Source organism: Halorubrum tropicale, from assembly GCF_001280455.1.
Classification (GTDB): Archaea; Halobacteriota; Halobacteria; order Halobacteriales; family Haloferacaceae; genus Halorubrum; species Halorubrum tropicale.
On the sequence record NZ_LIST01000002.1, the window covers coordinates 446405 to 461020 of the forward strand.

Annotated in this window: 16 protein-coding genes; 6 read left to right on the top strand and 10 right to left on the bottom strand. The window is 71.9% G+C overall.

The features are described from left to right. Positions 1-22 precede the first annotated feature (22 nt). The 5 genes from AMR74_RS07335 to AMR74_RS07355 all read right to left on the bottom strand — a co-directional run bounded on the left by AMR74_RS07335 (position 23) and on the right by AMR74_RS07355 (position 4783). Entirely contained in the window at positions 23-1225 is a 1203-nt protein-coding gene (locus tag AMR74_RS07335) for a methionine adenosyltransferase (protein ID WP_053771405.1), read from the bottom strand. A gap of 113 nt (positions 1226-1338) precedes the next feature. Continuing rightward, positions 1339-2460, bottom strand: coding sequence for a pyridoxal phosphate-dependent aminotransferase (locus tag AMR74_RS07340; protein WP_053771406.1), 1122 nt, complete (start codon positions 2458-2460; stop codon positions 1339-1341). A gap of 77 nt (positions 2461-2537) precedes the next feature. After that, a complete protein-coding gene (locus AMR74_RS07345; RefSeq protein ID WP_053771407.1) occupies positions 2538-3554 on the bottom strand; it encodes a transcriptional regulator TbsP domain-containing protein in 1017 nt (338 codons plus the stop codon). Between the two features lie 84 nt (positions 3555-3638). Continuing rightward, the gene (locus tag AMR74_RS07350; protein ID WP_053771408.1) at positions 3639-4379 is read right to left on the bottom strand and encodes a methyltransferase domain-containing protein; all 741 of its coding nucleotides are present in this window, start codon (positions 4377-4379) and stop codon (positions 3639-3641) included. Further along, positions 4376-4783: a nascent polypeptide-associated complex protein gene (locus AMR74_RS07355; RefSeq protein WP_053771409.1), complete on the bottom strand. Its 408-nt coding sequence runs from the start codon at positions 4781-4783 to the stop codon at positions 4376-4378. The genes AMR74_RS07350 and AMR74_RS07355 overlap by 4 nt, the downstream gene beginning before the upstream one ends. A 167-nt stretch (positions 4784-4950) precedes the next feature. Here AMR74_RS07355 and AMR74_RS07360 point away from each other — a divergent pair, with 167 nt between their 5' ends. Beyond that, a complete protein-coding gene (locus AMR74_RS07360; protein ID WP_053771410.1) occupies positions 4951-5736 on the top strand; it encodes a creatininase family protein in 786 nt (261 codons plus the stop codon). Here AMR74_RS07360 and AMR74_RS07365 read toward each other — a convergent pair. The 3 genes from AMR74_RS07365 to AMR74_RS07375 form a co-directional block, all read right to left on the bottom strand. Further along, positions 5733-6458 (bottom strand): 6-hydroxymethylpterin diphosphokinase MptE-like protein, encoded by a 726-nt coding sequence (locus AMR74_RS07365; RefSeq protein ID WP_053771503.1) that lies wholly within the window; start codon positions 6456-6458, stop codon positions 5733-5735. The genes AMR74_RS07360 and AMR74_RS07365 overlap by 4 nt on opposite strands. Before the next feature lie 162 nt (positions 6459-6620). Beyond that, positions 6621-7892 carry a dihydropteroate synthase gene (gene folP / locus AMR74_RS07370; RefSeq protein WP_199236381.1) on the bottom strand — a complete coding sequence of 424 codons (1272 nt, stop codon included), beginning with the start codon at positions 7890-7892 and terminating at the stop codon, positions 6621-6623. A 340-nt stretch (positions 7893-8232) separates the two neighbouring features. After that, positions 8233-8802: a DUF192 domain-containing protein gene (locus AMR74_RS07375; protein ID WP_053771411.1), complete on the bottom strand. Its 570-nt coding sequence runs from the start codon at positions 8800-8802 to the stop codon at positions 8233-8235. A 141-nt stretch (positions 8803-8943) separates the two neighbouring features. Here AMR74_RS07375 and AMR74_RS07380 point away from each other — a divergent pair, with 141 nt between their 5' ends. Genes AMR74_RS07380 through AMR74_RS07395 form a run of 4 tightly spaced genes read left to right on the top strand, consistent with a single transcriptional unit; the run spans position 8944 to position 11430 of the window. Continuing rightward, a complete protein-coding gene (locus tag AMR74_RS07380) occupies positions 8944-9534 on the top strand; it encodes a hypothetical protein (protein ID WP_053771412.1) in 591 nt (196 codons plus the stop codon). Next, a complete protein-coding gene (locus AMR74_RS07385; protein ID WP_053771413.1) occupies positions 9531-10394 on the top strand; it encodes an RNA methyltransferase in 864 nt (287 codons plus the stop codon). The genes AMR74_RS07380 and AMR74_RS07385 overlap by 4 nt, the downstream gene beginning before the upstream one ends. Positions 10395-10396: 2 nt before the next feature. Continuing rightward, positions 10397-11086, top strand: a complete 690-nt coding sequence (locus AMR74_RS07390) for an AzlC family ABC transporter permease (RefSeq protein WP_053771414.1) — start codon at positions 10397-10399, stop codon at positions 11084-11086. Next, entirely contained in the window at positions 11083-11430 is a 348-nt protein-coding gene (locus AMR74_RS07395; protein ID WP_053771505.1) for an AzlD domain-containing protein, read from the top strand. The genes AMR74_RS07390 and AMR74_RS07395 overlap by 4 nt, the downstream gene beginning before the upstream one ends. 84 nt (positions 11431-11514) lie before the next feature. Here AMR74_RS07395 and AMR74_RS07400 read toward each other — a convergent pair whose 3' ends face one another. Together AMR74_RS07400 and AMR74_RS07405 are read right to left on the bottom strand one after the other, a co-directional pair. Next, entirely contained in the window at positions 11515-11850 is a 336-nt protein-coding gene (locus AMR74_RS07400; RefSeq protein ID WP_053771415.1) for a hypothetical protein, read from the bottom strand. 61 nt (positions 11851-11911) lie between these two features. Further along, positions 11912-13843 (bottom strand): aldehyde ferredoxin oxidoreductase family protein, encoded by a 1932-nt coding sequence (locus AMR74_RS07405; RefSeq protein WP_053771416.1) that lies wholly within the window; start codon positions 13841-13843, stop codon positions 11912-11914. 278 nt (positions 13844-14121) lie between these two features. Here AMR74_RS07405 and AMR74_RS07410 point away from each other — a divergent pair, with 278 nt between their 5' ends. Continuing rightward, positions 14122-14604 carry a VanZ family protein gene (locus tag AMR74_RS07410; RefSeq protein WP_053771417.1) on the top strand — a complete coding sequence of 161 codons (483 nt, stop codon included), beginning with the start codon at positions 14122-14124 and terminating at the stop codon, positions 14602-14604. Positions 14605-14616: the final 12 nt, after the last annotated feature.

Consider the following 14616-nt stretch of genomic DNA (forward strand, 5'->3'; position numbering starts at 1 on the left):
AGAAACCCCGGGCCGACCGCCCTCAGAACGTCGAGACGTCGCCCTCGATGACGCTGCGGGTCACGTCGGTCACGTCGGCCAGTTCGCGGTCGACGATGGCGATCACGTCGTCCTCGATGTCGCCCAGCGCGACCTCGTCCTCGGTGACGATCTGCGCGTCGGCGACGTGCGGCTCGTCGATCGGGCGACCGATCTGCGAGAGCAGCCGGACCTGGAGGTCGCGGATGCCGTCGACCTCGCTCGTGACGGACTCGGCGACGCGGGTGGAGAGCAGGTTGTATATCTTCCCGATGTGGTTGACGGGGTTCTTCCCGGAGGTCGCCTCCATCGACATCGGGCGGTTCGGGGTGATGAGCCCGTTGGCGCGGTTCCCGCGGCCGACCGAGCCGTCGTCGCCCTGCTCGGCGGAGGTGCCGGTGACGGTGAGGTAGACGGACCCCTCGTTGTAGTCGTCGGCGGTGTTGACGTCGACGTGGACCTCGCGGTCGGTGTACTCGCGCGCGAGGTCGTCGACGTACTCGCGGACGGACGCGACCGCGTCGTCGTACTCGTCGAGCCCCTCGACGTAGGCGTCGACCATCGCGGCGGCGACGGTGATGTCGATCCGGTCGCCCTCGCGCTTGCCCATGATCTTCACGTCGGGGCCCAGCTCGGGGTGGTCGTCGTGGTAGGTCGTGTTGAGCGCGCGCTCGGCCTCGCGGACGATGGTCTCCGTCTCGGTGAGCGGCGCGTGGCCGACGCCGAAGGAGGTGTCGTTGGCCATCGGGACCTCCTGAGTCTCCTCGCCGAAGACGTCCTGGAGGTCGCCCGACCCCTCGCCGAGCCGCACGTCGACGACCACGTCGGTGCCGTACTCCAGCTCCGGGATCGCCTCGGCGAGGTAGTCGCGGGCGGCCGCGAGCGCGGTCGAGTCGACGGGCAGCTGCTCGCCGTCGTACTCCTTCGTGGCGCGGCCGACGATGAGGATGTAGATGGGCTCGACGACCTCGCCGCCGCCGAACGCGGGGGCCGCGCGGCCGGCGACGAGCTGCGTCTCGTCGGTGTTGTAGTGGAGGACTTTGCCGACGCGGTCGAGGTAGAGCTGCGAGAGCGCCCGCGAGACCGACTCCGCGACGCCGTCGCAGATCGAGTCGGGGTGACCGATCCCCTTTCGCTCGACGATTTCGACCTCCTGGTCCTCGACCGCCTGCCGGTCGAGGCGGCTGACCTGTATGTTCCGGTCCATTGCCCCTCGCTACTCCGTCGGCGGCAGTATAACTTGCGGAAACCACCTGCCCCGGGGTAATGCTCCATGGTTATGGTTCGGCAGATATTGCGGCCACGCCCCGGCCGACGCCGTCAGCGGACCGCCGCGTACGCCTCGGCCATCACGTCGAGGGCCTCGCGCAGCCCCGCCTCGTCGGTCGCGTACGAGATCCGCGCGTGGCCGGCGCCGCCCTCGCCGAACGCTTCGCCGGGGACGACGACCACGCCGCGGTCGAGGCACTCGTCGACGAACCCCTCCGGAACGCGGGGCATCGCGTAGAACGCGCCCTGCGGCGTCGGGCAGTCGAGGCCGATCTCGTCGAAGCCGTCGAGGAGGAGGTCCCGGCGGCGCCGGAACGACGCCGTCATCTCGTCGACGACGCCGCGGTCGCCGCGGAGCGCGGCCTCCGCGGCGTACTGGGCCGGCGCCGAGGCGCACGCCTGCGCGTACTGGTGGACGCGCAGCATGCGCTCGACGCGCTCGTCGGACCCGTACACCCAGCCGAGCCGCCAGCCCGTCATCGAGAACAGCTTCGAGGCGGAGTTGACGACGACGACGTTGTCCGTCTCCGCGAACTCGATCGGCGAGTAGTGCTCGCCGTCGAAGACGGTGTACTCGTACACCTCGTCGGAGATACAGAGCACGTCGTGCTCGTCCGCGATGCGGGCGAACCCCCGCACGTCCGCCTCGGAGGAGACCGCGCCCGTGGGGTTGCCGGGGGAGTTGACGACGAACGCCGCCGTGTCGTCGGTGATCGCGTCCTCGACGGCCGCCGGGTCGATCGTGAGGTCGTCGCGGAGCGGCACGGGGACCGACTCGCCGCCGGCCAACTTCGTCAGGGCGTCGTACGAGACGAACCCGGGGTCCGGGATCAGCACCTCGTCGCCGGCGTCGACGTGCGCTTCGAGGGCGACGTGGAGCGCCTCGCTGCCGCCCGCGGTCGCGATGACGTTGCCCGGGTCGAGGTCGATCCCCTGGTCGGCGCAGTGCTTCTCGGCGATGGCCTCCCGCAGCGACAGAGTCCCCTTGTTCTCGGTGTAAGCGTCCGCCTTCCCGGACTCGATGGCGTCGACCGCGCCCCGCCGGGCGTGGTCCGGCGTCGGGAAGTCGGGCTGGCCCAGCCCGAGGTTGATCGCGTCGTCGCCGGCCGCCTCGAACACCTCGCGGATCCCGCTGATCGAGATCCGCTCGACCCTGTCGGAGAACGTCGTCATGTCAGTGTGGGCGCGCCGCCGAGAGTTAGTTCTTGCCACGTCGCCCGAGCGCCGGCCCCCGACTCGACGCCGTCGAGTCACCAGCGCCGACGCTCCCAGACGGGGCGGCGCTCGCCCCGGCGGGCGTCGTCGCGGACCCGGCCGTCCGCGTCGGTCGGCAGCGCGAACCGACCCTCCAGGACGGCCGGTACCTCCGTCGGCCGCGCTCGCAACAGCGCGTCGTCGACGGCGCGGAGCCGGAGCATCGGCCGGCCCGGCCCCATCGGCACCTTGATCGACTCGATCAGCCCCCGGTCGACGAGCGCCTCCCGGTCGCGGGTGAACTCCTGCGCCGGAGCGATCCCGACGCCGTCGGTGCCGACCCAGCGCCGCAGATCGCGGAAGAGGTAGTCGTGTCGCGCCGCGAGCGCGGCGAGGAGCGTCCGGTCCGACGGCTCGGTCGTGCGGCCGAACTCGCCGGGGTCGAGCGTCGCGAGCACCGCCGCTAAGTCGTCGGCGAAGCGGTCGTCGAGGATCTCGCGCGCGGCGGCGAGCAGCCGCGTTCGGGAGGGCATCCCGACGGGTTCGGTCGTCGCCGCGTCGAACCGCGACTCGGCCGTCGCGCGGGCGCCATCGACCGCCTCGGAGTCGGTCTCGGCCGCGCTCGTTGCGAGGGTCCGGTCCCCGCGGGGGCCGACGACGGCGTCGGCGCGGTCCGGGCTCGCGAACAGCGTCCCGCCGGCCCCGTGGCCGAGCGGGTCGCCGGTTCGGACCCGTATCTGGTCGGTCTCGACCGCCTCGGCGACGGCGCTCCCGAGGACGAGGGCGCGCGAGAGCGCGTCGACGACGCCCGGCCGGCACGCGACCCGCCACGGCGGGCCCGAGGAGCGCTCGCGAGCGGCCAGCACGGACGGGAGCAGCCGGATCGGCACGCCGACCGCGACGACCGCGGACCGGTCGGCCAGCGCGGTCTCGACCGCATCGGCGAGCGGGTCGTCGGGGCGCGGGAGCGCGTCGGAGACCTCGCCCCTGTCACCGAAGCCGTCGCTCGCCGCCGCGGCGGAGTCGCCGGCGGCGTCGGAGTCGGCTCCGGGCGCGGCGTCGTCACCGGTCACACACGTCGTCACTGCCGCGATCCGAAAGAGCGTTGCGCCGGTCCGCGCGGACGCCGCGGGAAGCAGAGAGGGTCGGGAGCGCAGTCAGGGCGCCCGCCCGAACACGAGGTAGCCCGTGTGCCCAACGCCCGCGGTAGAGGGGCGGGAGCCCCGGTCGGAGAAGTCCATCTCGCGCTGGATCGTCTCCAGCGTCTCGACCTCGTCGAAGCCGGCCTCGCGCGCGGCGAGGGCCGCCTCGCGGGTGCCCTCGACGAACGGCGAGTAGACGGCGAGGCGGCCGCCGGGCGCCAGCAGGTCGTCCGCGCGCTCGACGACCGCCGGGGCGTCGCCCGTGTCGAGCGTGAGGGCGTCGAACGGCTCCTCGTCGGCGAGCGCGTCCAGCTCGTCGGTGAGGTCGCCGGTCCGGACCTCGACGCGGTCGGCGACGCCCGCGGTCGTCATGTTCTCGCGGGCGACCGCGGCGAACTCGGCGTCGACCTCGTAGGTGGTCACGTCGGCGCCCGCGCGGCCGAGGTACGCGGCGAGGATGCCGGTCCCGGTGCCGGCGTCGAGGACGCGGTCGCCGCCGGACGCGCCGGTGTGGCCCATCACGAGGCCCACGTCGCGCGGCATCATCGGCGCGCCGGTGCGTTCGAGGTGGTTGAACAGGTCGGGGCCGCGGAGCGCGCGGACCTCGAAGACGGTGCCGAGGTGGGTATCGACCTCGTCGCCGGCCGCGACGTCCTCGGGGACCTCGATCACGCCGAGGTCCGTGCCGAACTCCTCGCCGGGCTCCAGCAGGTACTCGCGGTCCTCGTGGACGAGCAGGTACGCGGCGTCCGTCACTGCAGGTCCGAGATCGCTCGCGCCGGCTCGCCGTTGGCCGCCTCCAGCGCCTCGCGGGCGGCCTCCTTCGAGACGCCCGCCTGCTGGGCGACCAGCTTCACGTCCTCCTCGGGGATGCCGTCGTCGCCGTCGTCCGCGTCGTCGAGCGCCGGGTCGTCGCCGCCCTCGACGGCCGTCGCGCCGCCCGCGCCGGCGTCGGCGACCGACTCGGGCGAGCCGACGATCTGGTAGGTCTCCTGCCCCTGGGCGTCCATCTTGGTCACCTGGGCGCCGTCGAAGACTAGGTCGTCGCCGTCGGCCGTCTCGATGACGACCCGCTCGGCGTCGAGCTCCTCGACGTCGATCCCCATCTGTTTCATCATCTGTTTCATCTTGCGCGGGTTCATGCCGCCGCCTCCGAACATGCCACTCAATTCGGCCGGACGACACAAAAAGGGTGTCGACACGGGCCGAAGCGGCGACGCGCCGCGGGAGCGCGGTCGCGGCGAGGCCGGCTGAACGCAGTCCGACCGAACCCGGCGAACCGGACCGAGACGGCTGGGTTGATACGTGTCGCGCGCGAGGCGGCGGTATGTACCTCGCGGACCACACCTGGCCGGAGCTGGGCGACGCGCTCGCTCCCGGCTCCGTCGCGCTCGTCCCGCTCGGCTCGACCGAACAGCACGGCCCCCACCTCCCGCTCGCGACGGACCACCTGATCGCCGAGGCGCTCGCGACGGCGGCCGCCGAGCGGTCTGACGCGTTCCGAACGCCGACGGTCAACGTCGGCGTCAGCCCGCACCACCGGCAGTTCCCGGGGACGATGTGGGTCGACCCGCCGGAGTTCCGGGACTACGTCGAGTCGTTCTCGCGGAACCTCGCGTACCACGGGATCGACCGCGTGGTGTTCGTCAACGCCCACGGCGGCAACGTCCAGCACCTCCGCGAGGTGGGGCGCCGGCTCCACGAGGACGAGGTCGCCTACGCCGTCGAGTGGATGTGGGACGAGTCGATCCCGGAGCTGGTCGACGACCTGTTCGAGCACAACGGCCCCCACGCCGGACCGAAGGAGACGGCGATGATCACCCACATCGCGCCCGACCTCGTCCGCGAGGGCCGGCTCGAAGACGCCCGCGACGGCGGCCTCGTCGACCTCGCGAGCGCGGAGGCGACGGTCCACGGCGCCCGCACGTTCTACGACGCGATCGACAACTCGCCGAACGGCGCGTTCGGCGACCCGACCGACGTGACGCCCGAGAAGGCGGAGCGCCTGTTCGAGGCGGCCGCGGACCAGCTCGTCCAGCTGGCGGAGTGGATCGGCGAGCGCGACGCGGAGGAACTGTTCCCGGAGCCGCGCGTCGAAGGAGAGACGGCCTAAGCGCCGTCGGGCTCCCGGTCGCCCCCGTCGCCGAGGATCTCGTCCAGCGCGGCGTCGGTCGCCTCGCGCCGGCCGTCGAGGACCGCGAACGCCTCGCCGCGGCGGCGTTCGAGCCAGCGGAGCAGCCGCGCCGCCCAGTCGAGCTTCCGCGCCTTCATCGGGTCGACCGCCGGGTCGTCGAAGTCCCAGCCGGGGAAGACAAGCTCGCCGGCACCCACGTGGTCGGCGAGGAACGCGGCTCGGTCGCCGTCGGTGAATCCGCCGGGGTTTCGGACCGGGCCGACGGGGGCCGCCTGCGTCGTCGCCAGCGTCCACTCGTCGGCGAAGCGCGGGAGCCACTCGCGGACGGCGGGGACGTTGTCGCCGTGGGCGTGGGCGGCGACGGGGACGCCCTCGCGGGTCAGCGACGCCGCGGTCTCGGGGTTCTTGTCGAGGTCGGTCACCATACAGTCGACGTCGACGCCGCGGTCGGCGAGCACGTCGGCCGCCGTGGAGGCGGCGACGACGACGTCGGCGTCGCGGGCGAGCGCCACCTCGTCGGCGAGGCACGGCGCCGCGCCCGCGACCGCGACAGTCTGCCCCTCCCAATCACCGAGGCGGTCGGGCGGGAACGGCGTCGCGAGGTCGGCGGCGAGGTCTCGGGCCCGCTCGTCGGCGGCTCTGTCGAACCCGAAGTCGGCGAGGATCGCCTCGTAGACGGGCTCGAAGGTCGCGAAGTTCACGGACTGGTCACTCCGCGTGCGGGATCCTGTCTCCGTCCAGACCGGCACCGCCGCTCGCCGGTCGAATTATGGTATGGACCGGAGTGGCACAGAGTACCCCTACCCGCGTGCCCCTCCGGCGTCCGGTCGATCGGTTGTCTACACGAGGGCATAAACTTTCTCTTAACTGACGTTGGCTGCGATTCCGTCGAGCGCGGCGTCGAGCGCGTCGGAGACGCCTGAAACCGACTCCCTGACCGATTCGATCGCGTCCGGGGTCCCGATCAGGAGGCCGCGACGGCGGTCCGGGAGGGCGCCGCCGGCAGATCCGCCGTTCGCGCGGTCACCGGTCCCGCCGTCGGTCGTCGTCGGAGTCGTCGGGACGCCGGCCCGGTTCGGATCGCCGAGCGCGAACGTCGCGGCGCTCGCGTCGCCGCCGACGGTCGCGGCGCGCAGGGCGCCGACCGCGGCGTCGCCGAGCCCGTCGAGCTCGTAGGTGCGGACGACCGCGGCCTCGGCGGGGTCGCGGTCGCCGTCGGCCGCCCGCGGCGCGCCGATCCGATCGAGGTGGCGCCCCGCTTCCCGGACCGTCGTCACGTCGAGCTCCGCGACCGCGACGGCGTCGTCGGCCCCGCCGGCGTAGCGGTCGCGGGCGAACTCGGCGCCGATCAGGGCGGCGTCGCGCGTCTCGGCCACGTCGTGCGTCCGGATCACGTGGGCGCCGCGCTCGACGGCCATCGACGTGGCCGCGAGCGAGACCGGGAGCGCCTCCTCGGTGCTGCGGCCGGCGACCGTCTTGAGGAAGCTCTTGCGGTTGATCGAGACGAGGAGGGGGCGGCCGTAGCCGCGGAACTCGCGCAGGCGGTGGAACGTCTCGCGGTCGTCCTCGTGGGTCTTCGCCTCGGACCAGCCGCCGAACGCGGGGTCGAGGATCGTCTTGTCGGTGAGGCCGTTCATCGAGAGGGCCTCGTAGATGTCGTCCACGTCCTCGATGGCGCCCGGGCGTTCGAGGTCCGGCGGCGAGGCCATCTTCGAGACCGCCACGTCGTGTTCGCGGCAGACGCGGGGCATCTCCGGGTCGGCGAACCCGCAGATGTCGTTGACCATGTCGAAGCCGCGCGAGAGCGCCTCGTCGGCGACCTCGTGGTAGCGCGTCTCGATCGACCAGACGGCGTCGCCCGAGGTCGATTCGAGGGTCTCGACGGCGGTGTCGAGCCGATCCAACTCCTGTTCGGCGGAGAGCACGTCGAGGTCCTTGTTGGCCGATTCGAGGCCCACGTCGACGATGTCGGCGCCCTCGCCGATCAGTTCCTCGTCGACGTACGCCGCAGCCTCACCGGGGTCGTCGTACACGCTGGGGTCGTACGGCGACTCCTCCGAGACGTTGAGCACGCCCATGATCCGGGGCGGGTGGTCGTCGCCGATCCCGAGCCCCGCGGCGTCCACGTTTCGCATACGATCACCACGGGCGCGAGCGACATAAACGGGGCGAGTACCCGACGGGTTCGCCGGGGGATCGACCGGACAACTATTTATAAATGATCGGTGGTGCGGTGGCGCGTGCCCGCGAGGCCGCTTTGCGGCCGAGCCGCGAGGGGCCTTTGGTCCCTCTGGAAGCCGGCGCGCAGCGCCGGTGACGGCACGCGCGAGGGACGCCGCGGGCGACGCGGGCGACCGAAGGGAGCCCCGAGCGAGCGGCGAGGTCGTGGTGGTGTGAGGTGCTGCACCAGGCGGGGTTCGAACGGGCCGGGGCTTTGGCGGTGTTCGCCGCCGATCCACGCACTGAAGACTCCAATTACAAATCGAACCGGAGGGAGTCGCCGACTCCGACGCCGTGGCGGTCGGTCCACTCGTACGGGACCTCCAGCACGTACTGCCCGGAGCCGGGGTACCGCTGCTCCTCGCCGTCCTCGTTCGGTCCCGGTTCGGGCGCGTTGTGGATCCGTGTGATCTCCCGGTCGCCGTCGGCGTAGACGATGTCGATGCCGAAGCTCATCCGACGCATCACGTAGGTGAGCGAGTCGCGCGGCGAACCGTAGACGAACAACATCCCGCTGTCCTCGGGCAGCGACTCGGCGTCGCTGAGACCCAGACGGCGTTCAGGACCGGTGGAAGCTATCGCGGCGGTCACCGACCCCTTCAGTTCTCCGTCGGGGCCCGCTACTGTCACGGTTGTCGTCTCGTAGTCCGCGTACGCCCCGGTAGGCCACGCGGTCTCGCCGTCGCCGCCGTCCGAACCGCCACCGCCGTCGGTCGAGTCGTTCTCCCCGCCCGCGCCGTCGTCGCCCGCGCGGTCGCCCAGACAGCCCGCCGCGGCGCCGAGGGTCCCGGCCGCGGTCAGTCCGAGGAGTCGCCGCCGTCTCATGGCCGGAACGAGGTCGGCCGGGGATATAAGGGACCGCGTCGGCGGCGAGCGCGTGCGGACGCCGCGGCCCCGGCGCGGCGCAGCGACCGTCCGCGTGCCGGGAAGGACGCGCTTTTATCGCCGCCGGAGCGTAGCGTGAACATGGCGAAAGTGAGCATCGGCCTCCGCGGGTGGCGCTTCGAGGAGGACGAGATATTCAGCGACGACGAGGAGCTGAAGCCCCTCGACGAGATTCCGGAGGACCCGCGGGAACGGCTCCTGCGGCTCGTCAGCCTCGTCGAGGAGCCGTGCGACGTCTGCTACCTCGACTACGGTGAGGCGGAGGTCCACCGCTGTAACGAGGCCGAGATCGTGTACGGCGAGCCGGAAGGGGAGGTCCTGCTCTGCCCCGAACACGAGCCCGACCTGCTCTACTGGTTCCGCGAGGAGGGCGGCAGCGAGCACAAGGGGTCGGTCGAGTTCGCCGACCGCTTCCACGAGTGGGTCGCCGCCGGCAACGAGGCCCCAGAGGGGTACGGCTCCGTCGAGCACGTCGAGGAGGACCCCGACGGGCTCCCGGACCTGCCCGACCAGCAGGAGGTCCAAGAGCGGATCGAAGAGGGGTTCGAGGGCGAGCGGATCGACATCCTCGAACTCGCCCGCGGCGAGGAGACCGACCGCGAGGAACTGACCGAGGAGGAGCTGGCGGAGTCCGACCTCGACCTCTCCACCGACTACCCGTCGGACCGATGAGCGGCGACGAGCGAGCGCCGGCGACGGGCGAGGGAGCGGCGGAGCCGACCGACGCCGAGGCGTCCGCCGAGTCGGACGACGCTGCGGATCGGCAGACGCCCGTGGTCGTCGTCGTCGAGCCCGAGACCCCGGGCAACGTCGGGACCATCGCGCGGGCGATGAAGAACTTCGGCCTCACCGACCTCAAGCTGGTCGACCCGCCGGAGCTGCGGGAGGACGGCGAGGCGTACGGCTTCGCCGGCCACGCCCGCGAGGACGTGCTGCCGAACGCGGACGAGGTCACCTTCGAGGAGGTCGTCGCGAACTACCACACGGTCGGCACGACCGCGATCACCGGCGAGGACGACCGCAGCCACGAGCGCTTCCCGTTCAAGACGCCCGTCGAGCTCCGCGAGTCGCTGAAGACCGTCGACGCGCCCACCGCCATCGTCTTCGGCCGCGAGGGTCGCGGGCTCAACAACGAGGAGCTCTCGCGGCTCGACGAGGTGTGTTCGATCCCGGCCGACGACGACTACCCCGTCCTCAACCTCGGGCAGGCCGCGACCGTCCTGCTGTACGAGATGCGTGACCTCACGGTCGGCGAGACCCAGCTGCCCGACACCGAGGTCACCCGCGCGCCCGAGGCCGACGTGGAGCGCTTCCACGGGTTCTTCGAGGACTTCCTCGCGGCGACGGGGCAGCGCGACCACGTCCGCGAGAAGAACGCGCTGCTGATGCGCCGGCTGCTCGGCCGCGCGCACCCGACGGAACGCGAGATCCACACCCTGCTCGGCACCTTCCGCAAGGCGAACACGAAGCTGGAGCATGCCGACCACCTCGCGGCGAAGTACGACGAGCCGCCGTACCCGCGGGAGAAGTAGCCGTGTCCGACTCCGTCCTCGACGAGGACCTGCTGGCCGGCGTCCGCGACGTCTCGCCGCTCATCCTCGGGGTCGCGCCGTTCGCGCTCGTGGCCGGCATCGCCGCCGTCGACGCCGGGCTCGGCCTCGCCGAGGCGGTCGGGATGTCCGTGATCGTGTTCGCGGGCGCCTCGCAGCTGGCGGCGCTGGAACTGCTCGGCGAGAACGCGCCGCTCGCGGTCGTCGTCGGGACGGCCGTCGTGATCAACCTCCGGATGCTGATGTACTCGGCGTCCATCGCGCCGCACTTCGCCGACTACGGGCGCCGCCTCCGCGCGGGGCTCGCGTACCTCCTCACCGACCAGGCGTACGCGCTCTCGGTGGCCGAGTTCGGCGAGAACCCCGACCGGAGCCGGTGGCGCTACTACCTCGGCGCCGCCGCCTCGCTGTGGGTCGTCTGGCAGATCGGCACCGTCGCGGGCGTCGTCCTCGGCGCCGGCGTCCCCGACGCGTGGGGGCTCACCTTCGCGGTGCCGCTCGTGTTCCTGGCGCTCCTCGTCCCGGCGATGAAGGACCGGCCGACCACCGTCGCGGGCGGCGCGGGCGGCGCGGTCGCGGTCGTCGCGGCCGGGCTGCCGCTCAACCTGGGGCTGCTCGTCGGCGCGCTGTGCGGGATCGGCGCGGGGCTCGCAACGGAGGTCGCGGGCCGGTGACCGGCGCGCTCGTCGCCTCCCCGCGGGCGTGGGCCGCCATCGTCGTCATCGGCGTGATCACCTACGGGATCCGGCTCTCTTTCATCCACCTGTTCGGCCGGATCGACGGGGTCCCGACGCGCGTCCAGCGGCCACTCCGGTACGTCCCGCCCGCCGTCCTCGCGGCGCTCGTCCTCCCGGACCTGGTGACGCTGCGCCCGTCGGTCGCCGCGACCCTCTTGGACGAGCGGCTGATCGCCGGCGCCGTCGCCGGCGCCGTCGCGTGGCGAACCGAGAACGTCTTCGCGACCATCGCGACCGGGATGGGGACGCTGTGGCTGTTCCGGTTCGTCGTGTTCGGCTGAGGCTCGCGAGGCGCGCTCTGTGCGGCCGCGTCGGCGTCGCGACGGCGTGACCCGCTGCCGCGGCCGACTGGAGCGACGAGTCCGTCAGCGCTCGCGCTCCGTCGGCCGCTCCGCGGAGGGCTTCCGGGAGGCCGAGTCGCCGCGGTCGACGGGGCGGTCGAACCGCGAGCCGCCGTCGTCGGCCTCGCGCTCGCGGGCGGCGGCGATCCGCTGGGCGGCGTCGGCGAGCGAGTCGAGCGCCGCGAACACCCGGTACGAGAGGTACGGGCCGACCGAGAGCACCGCGACGGCGATGACCCCGAGCAGGATCTGTCCGACGATCAACAGAGAGTAGACGAACACGAACAGGCTCACGGCGCCCAGAACCGTGCCGGCACGGGTGCGGAGGGCCTCGGACGGCGAGAGCGGGTCATGCGGCATAGCCGGGGCTACCGGCGTGAGACACTTAAAAATGAACGCGGGTCGGCGGACGCGGTGTCGATCAGTCGTCGGCCGGGGCGGCGGAGTCGCCGGCCGAGACGCCGGTGCCGGGGCCGATGTCGATGCCGAGCTCCTCGAGCTTCTCGTCGGGGACGACCCCGTCGACCCAGTCGCGGGTCTCGTAGTACTCGGCCTTCAGCTGGTCGAGTTCGACGAGTTCGCCCTCGCTGGCGCCCGTGCCGGGGACGGCGTCCGGGTGGCCCTCGATGAACCGGTTCGGCAGCGTGTCGTCCGCGCCGTCGAAGCCGGCGAGGTTGTTGTAGTAGCGTTCGAGGTTGTAGACGCGCTCGCCGGCCTCGAACAGCTCGTCCTCCGAGAGGTCGCGACCGGTCACGCCGTTGTACTGGAGGACGTACTCCTCGATCCCCTCCGCGAACGCGCTGAACTTACAGATGTCGAACGAGTCCGACACCGCGTGAAGGTCCTGGAAGGTGGCGGTGAGCTCGCCTTTCCCCTCCCACTCGTACGGGTCGACCTTCTCCGGGATCCCGAGGATCTCGGCGGCCGGCGTGTAGCCGCGCAGGTGGCAGGCGCCGCGGTTGGAGGTCGCGTACGCGATCCCCATGCCCTTCATACAGCGCGGGTCGTAGGCGGCCATCGTCTGCCCCTTGACGGAGAGCTTGTTGCCGTGCGCGTCCTTCGCGTCGGCGACGCGCTCGGGGCCCTCCGCGAGCAGGTCGCCGAGGTCCGACGAGCGGTGGCCGATCTCGTCGATGAGGTCGATCATCGTCTCGGAGTCGCCCCAGTCGAGGCCGCCGACGCCGTCCAGCTTGTCCTCCTCGCTCATCTCCATCGCCATCGCCATCATGTTGCCGGCCTCGATGGTGTCGATGCCGAGGTCGTTACAGCGCTGGAGCATGACCGCGATCTCGTCGCGGTCGGAGTGCCCCGAGTTCGGGCCGAGCGCCCACGCGGACTCGTACTCGTACGACTCCGTGCGGACGTTCATGTCCTGACCCTTGTGCGTGACGTTGACCTCGACCTCCTTCTTACACGCGACCGGGCAGGAGTGACAGGTCGGCTCGTCGACGAGGATGTTCTCGCGGACGTTCTCGCCGGAGACGCGCTCCGCCTCGATGTCGACGCCCTCGCCGTCGTGGTACGCCTCGGTCGAGGTGTACTTCGCGTTCTTGGTCGGGAGCCCGTCCATCTCCTCGGTCGCGTTCATCAGGACGTTCGTCCCGTACATCGAGAGCCCGCCCTCGTTGGGCGCGGTCACGTCGGACTCGCGGATGACCTCCATCGCCTGCTGGTACCCCTCCTGGAACGTCTCGGGGTCGGCGGGCTTGGGCATGTCCGTGCCCGACTTCACGACGACCGCCTTCACCTTCTTCGCGCCCATCACGGCGCCGGTGCCGCCGCGGCCCGAGGCGCGGTCGTCCTCGTTGATGACGCAGCCGTAGCGAACCTGGTTCTCGCCGCCCTGACCGATGGCCATCACGGAGACGTCACGACCGACCTTCCCCTCGACCTCCTCGCCGATCTGGTCGATCGTGTCGTGGACGCCCTGGCCCCAGAGGTGCGAGGCGTCGCGTACCTCCACGTCGCCGTCCTCGACGAACAGGTAGACGGGCTCGTCGCTCTCGCCGTCGAGCAGGATGCCGTCGAGCCCGGCCCACTTGAGCCGCGCCCCGGACCAGCCGCCGTGGTGCGAGTCGGTGACGGTCCCCGTCAGCGGGGACTTGGTCACCAACGCGATCCGGCCGCTCATCACGGTCTGGGTGCCCGTCAGCGGGCCGGTCATGAACGCCAGTCGGTTCTCCGGTCCCAGCGGGTCCACGTCGGGCCCCTTGTCGAAGACGTACTTGACGCCGAGCCCGCGCGCGCCGATGTACTTCTTCGCGTCGTCGTCGTCGATCCCGCGGTAGCTGACCTCGCCACCGCCGAGTTCGACCTGTGCCACACGGTCTCTGTAGCCGCCCATTTCAGTCATGTAATGCTCGTTCATTATAGACGGACCACAACGTGTTAGGTGTTCACCTCCGGACGCAACCGGAACCAGTTACCAAACTGGAGGCGTCGGCGCCACGGCGCTTATGAATGGACCGCGCGTTCCGTGCGTGAATACTCGCGGACGGCAGCGGGGTGCGAACGGTTCTCACGTTACCGCGACGACGTGGTGCGAGCGACCGGTTTCGGTCGGCGTCCCGCGTCGGACGCCGAACATCGCGAAGCCGCAGGCCATAATTGCCGGCGAGGCGAAGCGCGAGCGTGACCGACCGAGACGGGCGGGGAGAGACGACCGGACGCCGTCCGAGAGGGGTCGCGCGCCGTCTGAGGGCGACCGGGCGCGACCGAGCGAGGGCGTTCGGGGTCGCGCTCGCCGTGCTCGTCGCGTCCGTGGTTCCGGTCCCGGCGTCGTCGGGCGGCGAGGAGAGCGCGCTCGGCGGCGCTCTCGACGCCCTGCCCGCCGAAGTCGGGCTTACCGACCCGTTCCACCTCGTCGGCTACGCGGTCCTCGCAGCGCTGCTCGTCCCGGTGGCGCGGGGACATCGGTTCGGACCGCTCCTCGCGGCCGGCGCCGCGGTCGCGTTCGGCTTCGAGATCGAACTCGTCCAGGCGCCGATCCCGTGGCGGTCCTTCGCGTGGCGCGACGCCGCGGTCAACGCGGTCGGCGCGGTCATCGGAGCGGGGATCGCGGTCGCCTGGGGGAGCGGACCGGAAGCGGCGAGCGACCGCGACGACGGGCGCTAGTGACGCCCGCGT